At 54.4% G+C, this 13098-nt stretch carries 13 protein-coding genes; 11 read left to right on the plus strand and 2 right to left on the minus strand.

Annotated elements, in window-relative coordinates; genetic code table 11:
• Nucleotides 1-3 precede the first annotated feature (3 nt).
• From Q7P68_RS00095 to argH, 3 genes are read left to right on the plus strand one after another with little or no spacing between them, the layout of a single operon-like run.
• Nucleotides 4-1182 (plus strand): aspartate aminotransferase family protein, encoded by a 1179-nt coding sequence (locus tag Q7P68_RS00095; protein WP_304221246.1) that lies wholly within the window; start codon nucleotides 4-6, stop codon nucleotides 1180-1182.
• Nucleotides 1183-1207: 25 nt separating this feature from the next.
• Nucleotides 1208-2467, plus strand: a complete 1260-nt coding sequence (locus Q7P68_RS00100; RefSeq protein WP_304221249.1) for an argininosuccinate synthase — start codon at nucleotides 1208-1210, stop codon at nucleotides 2465-2467.
• A 3-nt stretch (nucleotides 2468-2470) separates the two neighbouring features.
• Nucleotides 2471-3850 (plus strand): argininosuccinate lyase, encoded by a 1380-nt coding sequence (gene argH, locus Q7P68_RS00105; RefSeq protein ID WP_304221250.1) that lies wholly within the window; start codon nucleotides 2471-2473, stop codon nucleotides 3848-3850.
• Between the two features lie 88 nt (nucleotides 3851-3938).
• Here the strand turns inward: argH and Q7P68_RS00110 are convergent, their stop codons facing one another.
• Nucleotides 3939-4328: a hypothetical protein gene (locus tag Q7P68_RS00110; protein WP_304221252.1), complete on the minus strand. Its 390-nt coding sequence runs from the start codon at nucleotides 4326-4328 to the stop codon at nucleotides 3939-3941.
• Between the two features lie 105 nt (nucleotides 4329-4433).
• Between Q7P68_RS00110 and Q7P68_RS00115 the strand changes: the two genes are divergently transcribed.
• Nucleotides 4434-4622 (plus strand): hypothetical protein, encoded by a 189-nt coding sequence (locus Q7P68_RS00115; RefSeq protein ID WP_304221255.1) that lies wholly within the window; start codon nucleotides 4434-4436, stop codon nucleotides 4620-4622.
• 88 nt (nucleotides 4623-4710) lie between these two features.
• On the opposite strand, the gene tdh is transcribed toward Q7P68_RS00115, so the two are convergent.
• Nucleotides 4711-5733 carry an L-threonine 3-dehydrogenase gene (gene tdh / locus Q7P68_RS00120; RefSeq protein ID WP_304221258.1) on the minus strand — a complete coding sequence of 341 codons (1023 nt, stop codon included), beginning with the start codon at nucleotides 5731-5733 and terminating at the stop codon, nucleotides 4711-4713.
• A gap of 212 nt (nucleotides 5734-5945) precedes the next feature.
• On the opposite strand from tdh, the gene gltX reads away from it, so the two are divergent.
• From gltX to Q7P68_RS00155, 7 genes are all read left to right on the plus strand, one after another.
• Nucleotides 5946-7424, plus strand: coding sequence for a glutamate--tRNA ligase (gene gltX, locus Q7P68_RS00125; RefSeq protein WP_304221261.1), 1479 nt, complete (start codon nucleotides 5946-5948; stop codon nucleotides 7422-7424).
• A 7-nt stretch (nucleotides 7425-7431) separates the two neighbouring features.
• Nucleotides 7432-8184, plus strand: coding sequence for a DUF6675 family protein (locus tag Q7P68_RS00130; protein ID WP_369695287.1), 753 nt, complete (start codon nucleotides 7432-7434; stop codon nucleotides 8182-8184).
• Nucleotides 8181-9089 (plus strand): arginase, encoded by a 909-nt coding sequence (gene rocF, locus Q7P68_RS00135; RefSeq protein ID WP_304221266.1) that lies wholly within the window; start codon nucleotides 8181-8183, stop codon nucleotides 9087-9089. Before Q7P68_RS00130 ends, rocF begins: the two co-directional genes overlap by 4 nt.
• A 96-nt stretch (nucleotides 9090-9185) precedes the next feature.
• On the plus strand, nucleotides 9186-9671 hold the full coding sequence (locus Q7P68_RS00140) for a hypothetical protein (protein WP_304221268.1): 486 nt from the start codon (nucleotides 9186-9188) through the stop codon (nucleotides 9669-9671).
• 100 nt (nucleotides 9672-9771) lie between these two features.
• Nucleotides 9772-10332 carry an NUDIX hydrolase gene (locus Q7P68_RS00145; RefSeq protein ID WP_304221270.1) on the plus strand — a complete coding sequence of 187 codons (561 nt, stop codon included), beginning with the start codon at nucleotides 9772-9774 and terminating at the stop codon, nucleotides 10330-10332.
• Nucleotides 10333-10583: 251 nt separating this feature from the next.
• Nucleotides 10584-11957 carry a glycine--tRNA ligase gene (locus tag Q7P68_RS00150; RefSeq protein ID WP_304221272.1) on the plus strand — a complete coding sequence of 458 codons (1374 nt, stop codon included), beginning with the start codon at nucleotides 10584-10586 and terminating at the stop codon, nucleotides 11955-11957.
• Between the two features lie 362 nt (nucleotides 11958-12319).
• On the plus strand, nucleotides 12320-12955 hold the full coding sequence (locus Q7P68_RS00155; RefSeq protein WP_304221274.1) for a hypothetical protein: 636 nt from the start codon (nucleotides 12320-12322) through the stop codon (nucleotides 12953-12955).
• The last annotated feature ends 143 nt before the right edge of the window (nucleotides 12956-13098 follow it).

Consider the following 13098-nt stretch of genomic DNA (forward strand, 5'->3'; position numbering starts at 1 on the left):
GCAATGAACGATTGTTTTATGAATACCTACCACCGGCTGCCGGTGGTATTTACCGAGGGGAGGGGAGCCCAGCTTACAGACCAGGCTGGCAAAACCTACCTGGACTTTACCTCAGGCATTGCGGTGAACTGCCTTGGCCATAACCATCCGGCCCTGGTCAGGGCTGTTAGCAGCCAGGCTGCAAAGCTCATCCATACATCAAACTATTTTTTAAGCGATACCTCCCTTGTTTTTGCTGACCGGCTCGTGGCGGCCTGCAAAGCCCTCGGCATGGAGCGGGTCTTTTTAAGCAACTCAGGGGCTGAAGCCAACGAAGGGGCTATCAAAATAGCCCGCAAATATTCCCAGACAAGGTACGGCAATGGCCGGCACCGGATCGTCACCCTGAAAGGGAGCTTTCATGGCCGAACCTTGACCACCCTATCGGCCACGGGGCAGGACCGCTTTCATCCTGACAGTTTTGCTCCCTATACGGAGGGCTTTATCTTTGTGGAGCGGAATGACCTTGCAGCCATGGAAAAAGCGCTGGACGGAACCGTTGCGGCGGTGCTTATGGAACCCATTCAGGGCGAAAGCGGCATCCGGCCCCTGGATAGGGCCTACGTTCAGGCTGTAGCCCAGCTTTGCCGGGAGCGGGATGTACTTCTCATGTTCGATGAGGTCCAGTCCGGCGTGGGCAGAACCGGCACTTTCCTTGCCTCGGAACTGTTCCAGGTAGAGGCTGATGTGATTACCCTGGCAAAAGGGCTAGCAGGGGGCGTGCCGGTGGGGGCCGTGCTGGCAGGGGGCCGGACAGCGGAGGTCCTCGGCGTGGGGGACCATGGGAGTACCTTCGGCGGGAATCCCCTGGCAGCCGCAGCGGGGCTTGCGGTCCTGGATACGGTGAATAGGCCTGAAATGCTGGCGGAGATCAGGCGGAAAGGAGACCTTATTATGGAAACGGTCCGCTCCTGGCAGCATCCCCAGGTCGGGGAAATCCGGGGCCGGGGCCTTATGATCGGCATCGATATCGTTTCCGATGCCTGGCCGGTGCTGGAGGCTGCCCTCGCAAAGGGGCTACTCCTCCTTTCAGCGGGCCAGAAAACCTTAAGGCTCCTCCCGCCCTATATCATAAGCGATGCGGAAATTAAAGAAGGACTTGGAATCCTCAAATCAGTCTTGGACAATTTGCCACCCCAATAAGGGCGGCTATATAAGGAGAACATTGATGAAAAAGAAAATTGTGCTTGCCTATTCGGGCGGTCTGGATACCACGGTAATCATTCCCTGGCTCAAGGAAAACTACGATTGTGAAATCATTGCTGTCTGCGTGGACGTAGGCCAGGAGGCGGATTGGGAAACTATAAAACAGCGGGCCCTTACCACCGGAGCCGAAAAATGCTATGTGGCGGACGTTAAAAAAGAATATGTGGAAGACTATGTATGGCCCGCCCTCAAAGCCGGTGCGGTCTACGAGGATAAGTACCTTTTGGGGACCAGCACAGCCCGGCCCCTCATCGCCAAGGTCCTTGTGGACTATGCCCGCAAGGAAAAGGCCGTCGCCATCGCCCACGGTGCTACCGGCAAGGGCAACGACCAGGTTCGCTTTGATCTGGGCATCATGGCCTTTGCGCCGGACCTGGAAATCATCGCCCCCTGGCGGACCTGGAACATTAAGAGCCGGGAAGAAGAAATCGAATACCTCGAAAAACGGGGCATTCCGGTGCCCATGAAAAAGAGCGATTCCTACAGCCGGGACGACAACCTGTGGCATATTTCCCACGAAGGGTTAGAACTGGAGGACCCGGCCAACGAGCCCAATCTGGAGCGGATGCTTAAAATGACCGTTCCGCCCGAAAAGGCTCCCGACCAGGCTGAATATGTGGAAGTAGATTTTGAAAAAGGCATCCCCGTGGCGGTCAACGGCAAAAAAATGGACGGTGTGAGCCTCATCAAAACCCTGAATAAAATCGGCGGCGCCCATGGGGTCGGCATCGTTGACCTGGTAGAAAACCGGGTCGTGGGTATGAAGAGCCGCGGGGTCTACGAAACACCCGGCGGTGCCATCCTGTACTACGCCCACCAGGAACTGGAGCACCTGTGCCTGGACCGGCAGACCTATGCGTTCAAGCAAATGGTGAGCCAGAAAATGGCGGAAGTCATTTACGGCGGCCTCTGGTTTACCCCCCTCCGGGAAGCCCTGAGCGCCTTTGTGGATTCCACCCAGCGGACCGTGAGCGGCACCGTGCGGCTCAAGCTGTACAAGGGCTCCATTAGCGCCGCGGGCTCCCGCTCTCCCTATTCACTGTACAATACGAGTATCGCAAGCTTTACCACCGGCGAACTCTATAACCATGCGGATGCCAAGGGCTTTATCCGGCTCTATGGGCTTCCCATCCTGGTTCGCTCCCTCATGGAGCAGGGATTTGTAAAGGGAACCCAGCATATTGATGGAACTGAAGCCAAGTCGAGCGGCGTGGCGGGGTAATAGATGGCACAGGTCTTGTGGTCCGGCAGGCTGGAAGAAAAACCCGAAGCAGAAGCCTTTGCCTTTGAATCATCCATTTCGGTAGATTCCCGGCTTGCCCAGGAAGATATAGCCGGGAGCCGCGCCCATGTGGCCATGCTCGTGGAGCGGGGCATAATCCCCGCCGAGGCTGCCCGGGCTATCGATGAAGAACTCAAGCGGATTTCTGCTGAACTAGAAAGCGGGAAGCTCGCCATTGACCAGAATGCGGAGGATATTCACTCCTTTATAGAGGGGGTCCTCACGGAACGACTCGGTGACGCGGGCCGCATGATTCATGCCGGCCGCAGCCGGAACGACCAGGTTGCGGTGGACCTGCGCCTGTACCTTAAGCGGGTGGTCCCCGAAATCGCCGAGGAAATCCGGGACACCTGCGAAACCCTCCTTACAGTGGCGGAACAGCACCTGGAAACAGTCATGCCGGGCTACACTCACCTGCAGCGAGCCCAACCCGTGAGCCTTGCTCATCATCTTACCGCCTGGACCGCTGGCCTTGTTCGGGATCGGGAACGCTTCCTCGATGCCCTTTCCCGGCTTGATGAATGTCCCCTCGGTTCGGGGGCCCTTGCGACGACCACACTTGCCCTGGACCGTGAGGCGGTTGCCCGGTCCCTCGGTTTCCCCCGGCCGACGGTGAATTCTATGGATTCTGTGGCTGACCGGGACTTTGCCCTGGAACTGGCCGGGGCAGCTGCCATACTGGCCACCCACCTTTCCCGGTTTTGCGAAGATATCATCATTTGGGCTACGGAAGAATTTGGCTTTATCGATCTGGCAGAGCAGTGGAGTACCGGGTCCTCGATTATGCCTCAAAAGAAAAACCCCGACTTTGCGGAACTTATCCGGGGTAAGGCGGGGCGCCAGATTGGGAACCTGGTGAGTCTCCTTACCCTGCTTAAGGGGCTTCCCTATGCCTATGACCGGGATCTCCAGGAAGATAAGGAAGCATTGTTTGATGCCCTGGACACTTCCCGTGCTACCCTCAGGATGTTCCGTCCCATGATAGCCACCGCCCGGTTCCGTAAGGACCGGATGGAAGCAGCCTGCGTCGGCGGCTTCCTGGAAGCCACCGATGTGGCCGAATACCTGGTGCGTAAGGGGCTCCCCTTCCGGAAAGCCCATGAGGTAGCCGCCCAGGTCGTGCGGGACTGCGTGGCCGCCGGACAACGGAGTATCGCCGAGCGGACCCTGGCGGACCTCCGCAGCCGGAGCGACCTCTTCGACGCGGACCTCTACGAGGTCATCCGCCCCGCCGCGGCGCTCCGCAACCGCTCTCGGTCCGGCGGCCCCGCCCCGCAAGCAGTTACAGCCCAAATCGCCGAGCTCCGCCGCCGTCTGGGGTAAAAGCCGGCATAGAGGGGCTTTTACTGGACCACGATTGCGTGGGCACCGACACCGTCATAGTTATATACTTCTGTGCCCCCTTCGGGGCTCATTTATATGCCATGACGGTCAGCTTACAGTTGTGTACCCAGTCCCTAAAGGCAATGACTGGGTGCCCAGAGCTGTCCGCAGCTATCTGAACATATTGGGCTTCCCCGTCCGAGACGGCTCCAGCTCCCAGGAGGCCCCAGACCGTCCCATCAAAGCGCATGACCGTGGCTTTGGTTCCATTTATGGAATCCTGAACCCCTACTACGGGTAATCCGTTTGCGTCTAACGCCAAGGCGACCGCGTTCGCAATGACAACACCGGTTCCCTTGCTGCCAAGAACCTGCCAGGTGGCGTTTTCTGTCTCGGTAATTTCGTTGTTGGAACACGAAGGGATGCAAAGAATCGCAGCGGCATATACAAAAAAACCGAGAGGAGACCACTTTTTCATGTCCGTACCCTCCGTTTTTTTAATTATAGCCCGGTAAAAAAAAAATTCAAAATACATGATGAACCGATTTCAAAAGCCCCGGCTACATTGATATATACTTAAATTGTGACCAACGCTGATTTAGTGAACTTTGTACGCAGGCGGGTTCCCTATGATCTGGATACAGAGGGCCGCTCTGCCCAGGTAATAAATGCTATGCTCAATGTAGACCTGGCTGTGTTTTATTATGATGAGCCCCTCCCTATCGGTTATGGGCAGACCTGCAGCGAGCCCCGCATGGCAGCCTGTTTGTAAGTGCCGAGCAGGGCCGCAGGACAATTACCGATACCTACTACGGCGTTGCCTTTGTGCCCCTTAGTCAAGGCCGATTAGCCTAGGCTCTTCAATCGAGGCTCAACACCACCTTGCCGCTCTGGCCGCTCAGCATGGCGTCAAAGCCCTTCTGGAACTGGTCAAAGGGGAGCCGATGGGTAATGATGGGGGCAATATTGAGGCCGCTTAAAAGCATGGCTTGCATTTTGTACCAGGTTTCAAAGATTTCCCGGCCATAAATACCCTTGAGGTGGAGGCCCTTAAAAATAACCTGGTCCCAGTCTATCTTTGTCTCCGGTGGCAGGATCCCCAGGAGGGCAATACGGCCTCCGGGATACATGCCTTCCAGCATGGACTCAAAGGCAGCTCCTGAACCGGACATTTCTAGCCCTATATCAAAGCCCTTCATGCCTTCCCGTTCGATAAAGGCTTTCACCGAGTCTTCATTGACATTAATAGTATGGGTCGCCCCGAGCTTGCAGGCCAGCTCAAGCCGCCAGGAGTTTACATCGGTCACCACAACCCGCCGGGCCCCCACATGGCGGCTGATTGCGGCGGCCATGCAGCCAATGGGGCCTGCGCCGGTAATGAGTACATCCTCGCCGATCATCTCAAAAGAAAGGGCCGTATGGGTCGCATTTCCGTAGGGGTCGAAAATGGCCGCCACATCATCGGGAATAGCCGGATGCACCCGCCATGCGTTCGTTGCCGGCAACGCAAGGTACTCTGCAAAGCAGCCATCCCGGTTTACCCCCACACCGATCGTATTGGGGCACAGGTGCCGTCGGCCTGCAAGACAGGACCGGCAGGTTCCGCAGACAATGTGCCCTTCGCCGGAGACCCGCTCACCTACCTGCCATCCCGTGACCGAGGAGCCCAGTTCTACAATTTCACCCACAAATTCGTGGCCAATCACCATGGGTGGCCGTATATGTTTTTGGGACCAGGCGTCCCATTTATAGATATGTACATCGGTGCCGCAAATCGCTACCTTTTTTACTTTAATAAGGAGGTCGTTGGGCCCCACCTGCGGCATGGGAACATCCATCATTTTAACTCCCACGCCAGCTTCATGTTTCACAATTGCTTTCATACTAAAGCCTCCAATAGCAAAGTATAATCCCAGTGAAAGAAAAAGAAAACACTGAGCGGAGACGGGCTTTGCTACCCATTCCTTAAGGTGTATCCGCTACTCTTGCTGCACACCCCATAAGGTGAATCCTTCGCTCTTGCGGCGTACCCCGCAGGTCCGGTATAATAAACCCTCTTAAATATAATCACTGCATCATAATCCAGGAGAAACCCATGGAAGTTCGTGTTCGCTACGCTCCCTCGCCGACGGGGCTTCAGCATATCGGCGGTGTCAGGACCGCCCTTTTTAACTACCTTTTTGCCCGGTCTAAGGGCGGTAAGTTTATTCTCCGCCTGGAGGATACGGACCAGACCCGCTATGACCCTGCATATGTACAGAACCTCTACGACACCTTTGACTGGCTTGGCCTTCATTGGGACGAAGGCCCCGACGTAGGCGGCCCCGCAGCCCCCTATATTCAGTCCCAGCGTTTTGCGCTGTACAAGGAATACGCAGAAAAGCTTGTTGCCATGGGCCAGGCCTATTACTGCTTCTGCACCGAAGAACGGCTCGAAAAAATCCGAAAAGAGCGGGAAGAGTCTAAATCGAGCGAGACCGGCTACGACCGGCACTGCCGTTCCCTGTCACCGGAAGAGGCAGCCAAAAGGGCCAAAGCAGGGGAACCCCATGTGATCCGCCTTAAAATACCCCTCGGCGAAGTGACCCGCTTCCATGATCACCTCCTGGGTGACATTGAGTGGAAAAACGACGACGTAAACCCCGATCCGGTGCTGCTTAAATCCGACGGCTTCCCCACCTATCACCTGGCCAACGTGGTAGATGACCACCTGATGCAGGTTACCCATGTGCTCCGCGCCCAGGAATGGATACCCTCTACGCCGCTCCATGTCATAATGTACAAGGCCTTTGGCTGGGAGCACCCCGAATACTGCCATCTTCCCATGGTTATGGGCCAGGACGGTAAAAAATTAAGCAAGCGCCACGGAGCTACCAGTATTGATGAATTCCGCCGCCAGGGCTACCTGCCGGAGGCGCTCATCAACTATGTGGCCCTCCTTGGTGCGTCTTATGAAGAAGGGAAGGAAATCTACACCGTGGCAGAACTGGCAGAACGCTTTAGCCTGGACAAGCTCAACAAGGCTCCTGCCATTTTTGACTATAAGAAGCTCGAGTGGTATAACGGCCAATATATCCGGATGAAAAGCGATGAAGATTTGGCGTTCCTCATAGAGCCCTATGCGGTAACATCGGGCCTCTTTGGCACAGCAGGCGCACCGCCCACAGCAGAGCAGCGGGCTCTCTTTGTAGCTTCTATGCCATTAATCAAGGAGCGGCTCAGTTTCCTCCATGAAGCCCCCGCCAAGCTTGGCTACCTTTTTGCCGAACCGGAACTGCCGCAAAAGGAAGAGTTCTTGCCGAAAAAGGCGGACCTGGCAACGGCCATTAATCTGCTTACCCTGGTTCGCGAACTTGTACCAGCCATGGCATGTCAGTCCGACGAGGCTTCCGAGGCTCTTGTAAAGCAGTTTGCCGAAGAAAAACAGGTGAAAATGGGGGATCTTATGATGCCCCTCCGGGTTGCCATTACCGGAAGCCGGGTCAGTCCGCCCCTGTTTGGTTCCATACGGCTTCTGGGCGAAACAAAATCCCTCGCCAGGGTAGACCGGGCCTTGGAGTATTTAAAATCATAGGTTTTCCATGAAGCGTAGTCTGGCTTGTATTAGTCTGTGTTTTCTCATGTTTCCCAGGCTCTTCAGCCAGACGAATATGGCTTCTGGATCTAAGCCCAGCCTTGATGTGTCTTTTTTATCTCCCACCTATCAAAAGGAATTAAAAGAATCGGGCTTTGTCACTTCTTTTCGGATGAAGCCACAGACCCTAGACCTGGTACCCTATTTTTCAGGCCGCGAAGCCTTTATCCGCCGCCATGAAAAACTCCAGCCCCACGCCGTGCAGGAAGCCCTGTTTGTCTTGCCCGCCCGGCGCATATCAACCGAAAAAAAACACCTTTATCAGCTTTTACAGCAAGCGCCGACCCTTGCTGGTTTAAGCTACAACCGTAAACGGGGCGGTCCGGTGCTGTTATTTAAAAGTGTCCAATTTGTGACGCCACCGGACCCTGGAACGCTGGAAACAGTTATTCAGGTAGAGGATACCGAGTTTGGCACTATCAAATTTAAAACCCAGCTGGAATATGATGATGCTAAAATTGTGCTTAAAATGATTAATCTGGATCCCCTCTCATATCTGGTTTTTCCCGCGGTGCCTCCGGGGCAGGCACTGGTCGATATTGTCTATGGGATGGAGCGGAATGCTTCATTTGTGTACACCGCCTGGAGTGTCCGTTCTTACCTTTTCATACCCTCCGCCGCTGCTGTGGAGACCCCGCTGTATCGGCGGGCTATAAGCCTTAAAAACTGGTTTGTCAATTTATTGGAGACCTTACCATGAACATCCGTGTGATAGAACTGCCTTTGGATTTTGGCGCAAGCCGCCGCGGAAGCGATATGGGCCCTTCGGCCATGCGGCTTGCAGGTCTTAAGCAGGTCCTGACCGAACTGGGCCACACCTGCGAGGAGTCTTTTCCCGGTATACCGGTTCCCGCCCAGGAATTCCTGGAAGAGGGGGACCCGCGGGTCCGTTTTATGGCTCCTATTGCGGAAGCCTGCAGCGCCCTTGCGGAACGGGTCGAACAGGCGGTGGATGCCGGCGCTTTTCCCCTGGTATTGGGCGGGGACCACTCTATTGCTATCGGTACCCTTGCGGGGCTTGGAGCGGCGTATAAAAAACGGAATCTTCGCTGGGGTACCCTGTGGGTGGATGCCCATGGAGACTTTAATACCCCTAACTCGACCCCTTCAGGGAACATCCACGGCATGTCCCTGGCTATCGCCTGCGGCTACGGTCATGAGTCCCTTGTAAACCTGTACGGCTCTTTCCGCAAGCTTGACCCTGCCAATGTGGCCCTCGTGGGCGTGCGGGATTTGGATGCCCTGGAAAAGGTAAATATGCGCACAGCGGGCCTTACGGTCTATACCATGACCGAGGTTGACCGGCTTGGTATTGCAGAGACAGCCCGCAGGATTGTGGCCTTCTTTAGGGAGCGGGTCGACCGGCTCCATGTGAGCGTTGATATGGACGTCATGGATCCCATGATCGCTCCCGGCGTCGGCATTCCGCTTCCCGGCGGCTTCTCCTATCGGGAGGTACTCCTTCTGGCCGAAGAGCTCTCTGCGTCCGGCCTGCTTGCTTCTGCGGAACTTGTGGAAGTGAATCCCGTGCTGGATGTGCGGAACCAGACTGCTCGAATGGCTGTGGAAATCGCAGGCCGTCTTTTGGGCGCTAAATTGTATTAAAAACTGGAAAATGATTGGAATTATTCTCAAAAAATAATTATGATTATTGATAAACGTACCGTGGGTACAAACTATAATGTAAGTTCTGGAGGCTCTATGAAACGTTTTGGAATACTTGCAGTATTATTAGCTGCGCTCTCTACGGGAACCCTGGTGTTTGCCGCATCAGGTCCGGCGGGACTCACCGGTCTCGGTGTGTACGGCAGCCTGGGCTCTACCGCAGGCACCCTCGGCGGCGGCATTGGCCTTTCCTTAAAATGGGGAAGCTTCCCGGTAGTCGGGCTCAAATATGATTTTAACGCCAGCCGCTTTAATGCATCCCTTGATTACTATGTAATCGATGCCGAAGGCCTGGCTTCTAATCTGAGCTACTTCCTCGGCGTTGGTGCCTATGCAGGCATTGCCGGCGGATCAAACGGCGGAAACGCAGCTTTTGACATGGGGCTCCGCATGCCGATTGGCCTTCAGTTCTGGCCGGTCAAGAAGTTTGAGCTTTTTTTTGCTCCGGTTATCGCCATTCCGCTTTATCCGTCCCCCAGTTTCGGCTTTGGTGCTGAGTTTGGCGCCCGAGTACGGTTCTAAGTTTATTGATCAGTTCTTATTTTAGCTCTCATTCAGTGAGCACCCCCCTTGCAAGGTTCATCCCCCTTGCAGGGGGCTTTTTTTGTATTAGACTGGTAGGGTGAGCAAAGAACCCTGCTGGCGCGAGCTTAACCGCCGTCACCTCATTGACTGTCGCATCTTTTCCGTACAGGAAGCTATCCGGCAATGCGACGATCACAAGCCTGGTACATTTTACCTCATCGATGCCCCCGATTGGGCTGGAGTTATTCCGGTGGTAAATACCCCTGAGGGCAGAAAATTTGTCATGATCCAGCAGTTCCGTCATGGTACGGGCCGCCGCTCTATCGAATTCCCCGGCGGTATTATCGATGCAGGCGAAGACCCTGTTTTGGCCATTTCCCGGGAATTGCTGGAAGAAACTGGTTATGCGGCGGACATGATTATTCCCTTAGGCTCCCTTTCCCCTAATCCTGCCATGATGACTAACCACTTTCATGCCTTTGTAGCCGAAGACTGTCATCTCGTACGGGAGCCCCATCTGGATGAACATGAGGATATCCAGGTCCTCCTTGTTCCGGAGGACGAAGCAATTAACTTTGTGGGTGGCGAAGAGATGGGCCACGCCCTCATGACCGCAGCCCTCTTTCTATATTCCCGCTATTTAGGCCGCTGTCTGTGATGCGCCGCTCGGCGGGGCGCCGGGGCCTAGCGCCCCGGTATGCCGAGCACTCCGCTGCCTTAATCCTTAATCCGCTGCACTCAGCTTTTTCGCCGCCACCCTTGCCAGGCCCGTTCTGCTTTACTATAATTCCGCCCATGTCCGGGGCACGGTGCATCCCGCATCTATGACCGCCGGACCATACACAACCAAGGGCCCCCACACCAAGGGGGTCTAGCCGTCGGCAGGACCGGCGGCGCTAGGAGTATTTCATGGCTGAACAGCAGAACGACTATCAAGGTCCCGCAACAATGGAGAAAATCACGTCCCTCGCCAAGCGGCGTGGTTTTGTGTTTCAATCGTCGGAAATCTACGGCGGCCAGGCCGGCGCCTGGGATTACGGCCCCCTGGGCATAGAGCTTAAAAATCGCATCGCCCAGGCCTGGTGGAAGGAAATGACCCAGCTCCACGACGACATCGTCGGCCTTGATGCGGCAATCCTTATGCATCCCCGGGTTTGGGAAGCCTCGGGCCATGTGGAAAACTTTACCGACCCATTGGTGGACTGCAAAAAGTGTAAAGCCCGTTTCCGGGCGGACCAGATTGACCCAGAAAAGCTCGCCAAAAAAGAATGCCCCGAATGCGGCGGCCAGCTCACTGACACCCGCAAGTTTAACCTCATGTTCAAGACCAACATCGGAGCCGTAGAGGACAGCTCCAGTGTTATTTATCTTCGCCCCGAAACTGCCCAGGGCATCTATGTAAACTATAAAAACATCATCCAGTCCAACCGGATGAAAATTCCCTTCGGCATCGCCCAGATCGGCAAGGCCTTCCGGAACGAAATTGTTACCAAAAACTTTATTTTCCGCACCTGCGAATTTGAGCAGATGGAAATGCAGTTCTTTGTAAAACCCGGCACCGACGAAGAATGGTTCAACACCTGGCGGGAACGCCGCTGGGCCTACTACCAGAAACTGGGCGTTAAAATGGACCACCTCCGCTGGCACCGCCACGGTCCGGATGAACTGGCCCACTATGCCAAGGACGCCTACGACATCGAGTACCTCTTCCCCATGGGCTGGAAGGAGCTGGAAGGGGTTCACAACCGGTCCAACTACGACCTTTCCCGGCACATGCAGTACTCCGGCAAGGACCTGCAGTATATCGACCAGGACAACGGCAACGAACGGTACATCCCCTTCATCATCGAAACCTCCGCGGGTCTCACCCGGAGCCTCCTCATGCTCCTCTGCGACGCCTACGACGAAGAAAAAGTCGCCGACAACGGCAACGATGACGACATCCGCACGGTCCTCCGCTTCCACCCGAACCTGGCCCCCGTCACCGTGGCAGTACTCCCCCTCATGAAAAAGGACGGCCTCGCGGAACTCGCCCAGGACATCCGCACCGAGCTCAAGGAAGATTTTGCCACCGACTACGACCAGTCAGGCGCCATCGGCCGCCGTTACCGCCGCCAGGACGAAGCGGGCACCCCCTTCTGCATCACCATCGACTACCAGACCAAGGAAGACAACACCGTTACCCTCCGGTTCCGGGATTCCATGGAACAGGTCCGCGTACCCCGCGCTCAGCTTGCCGAGCGGATCCGCACCGAGATTAAGAACTACAAACGCATCAAATAGGATCTCAAAAAGTAGGGGAGGGGGGAAGCCCTTCCCCCTGGGCCGGGCCGCGGTCCCGGCGCCGGGCCGCAGTCCCGGCCCACCCCCTTCTCCGGGGGCACCTCTTTTGCAGAATGCCACCACGCAGCCCATGTTCATTGCCAAATAGCTCGCGGCCCCCAAGCCCCCGGCCCGCCGCAGGCTTGTCAAGCCCTTTGGACTTTTCATGTCATTTCATAACTATTGTTAAGTTGACTTCTGATCTATTGTGTTATTATATTTAAGAAAATTTCAAAGGTTACCGACCTTTGAAATTGATTCCATCGCCGATTTATTAACCAACTTGCGGGCGATTCAACAAATACTGCTAAAAGGAGTTTTTTATGAACCTCTCTTTACTACAAATCCCTCAGTATGATCCCCAAAAAAATTTCTGCGATTACTTCGATTATCCTTTAGAAATCGAAGTGGAATACGATGGCGTTTTGTTAAAAGGACATTTCACCTATCTCTGTCCTTCAGATTACTGTGTTATGATAGATTCGCCCTTTTCGGGAATAGAGGTAGGGTTACATACACCTGCTTTTGCGATGTACAAAAGAAATCAGAACGTCATCGATGGCAAAATTACCGAAAAGGGCTTAGAGGCCAGTAAAGATGCTTTGATTACCGCCTATGAACAGGCAGAGTTTCTATTCCGCAATAAAGAGGCCATTTATCAGAAAATACGTGCTGTGGATCCTAAGATTGCAGAGTCTGTTGCTCAGAGAGCTAAACTTCGCACCGAATTCTTAGAAAAAAAGAAACGGCTTAAAGCATTATTAAAGTCCGGGGAACTTTCTTCCCGTGAATATTCCCAGTTTATCGGTAAATATAAACGTCAACAGGTAGAAGCTGAACTTAACGAATGGGAGTTAAAGAAAGATATATTCAAAGACTTTCCTGACCTATTTGTCTCTTATGGGAGTGAAGACCAATTTATTGCCTTTGTACGGAAGTATTTTGAGAACAATTCATAGGTCTTACCCATAAGCCTAATCACCTATAATAAAAATAGGTCTTATTACCTATGCGCAATCCTCCATAAGCGGTTTACAGTTACTCAAATCATCGTTTTTGGTGAAAGGGCTGTAAGCCCGTTAAAAACAAATGGAGGGATGAA

The organism is Gracilinema caldarium, assembly GCF_029265695.1.
GTDB lineage: Bacteria > Spirochaetota > Spirochaetia > Treponematales > Breznakiellaceae > Gracilinema > Gracilinema caldarium_A.

What these genes read in the sequence shown, in the direction of transcription:
- Q7P68_RS00095 (WP_304221246.1), top strand. Translation starts at nt 4, where the DNA reads ATGAACGATTGTTTTATGAATACCTACCACCGGCTGCCGGTGGTATTT.
- Q7P68_RS00100 (WP_304221249.1), top strand. Translation starts at nt 1,208, where the DNA reads ATGAAAAAGAAAATTGTGCTTGCCTATTCGGGCGGTCTGGATACCACG.
- argH (WP_304221250.1), top strand. Translation starts at nt 2,471, where the DNA reads ATGGCACAGGTCTTGTGGTCCGGCAGGCTGGAAGAAAAACCCGAAGCA.
- Q7P68_RS00110 (WP_304221252.1), bottom strand. Translation starts at nt 4,328, where the DNA reads ATGAAAAAGTGGTCTCCTCTCGGTTTTTTTGTATATGCCGCTGCGATT.
- tdh (WP_304221258.1), bottom strand. Translation starts at nt 5,733, where the DNA reads ATGAAAGCAATTGTGAAACATGAAGCTGGCGTGGGAGTTAAAATGATG.
- gltX (WP_304221261.1), top strand. Translation starts at nt 5,946, where the DNA reads ATGGAAGTTCGTGTTCGCTACGCTCCCTCGCCGACGGGGCTTCAGCAT.
- Q7P68_RS00130 (WP_369695287.1), top strand. Translation starts at nt 7,432, where the DNA reads ATGAAGCGTAGTCTGGCTTGTATTAGTCTGTGTTTTCTCATGTTTCCC.
- rocF (WP_304221266.1), top strand. Translation starts at nt 8,181, where the DNA reads ATGAACATCCGTGTGATAGAACTGCCTTTGGATTTTGGCGCAAGCCGC.
- Q7P68_RS00140 (WP_304221268.1), top strand. Translation starts at nt 9,186, where the DNA reads ATGAAACGTTTTGGAATACTTGCAGTATTATTAGCTGCGCTCTCTACG.
- Q7P68_RS00150 (WP_304221272.1), top strand. Translation starts at nt 10,584, where the DNA reads ATGGCTGAACAGCAGAACGACTATCAAGGTCCCGCAACAATGGAGAAA.
- Q7P68_RS00155 (WP_304221274.1), top strand. Translation starts at nt 12,320, where the DNA reads ATGAACCTCTCTTTACTACAAATCCCTCAGTATGATCCCCAAAAAAAT.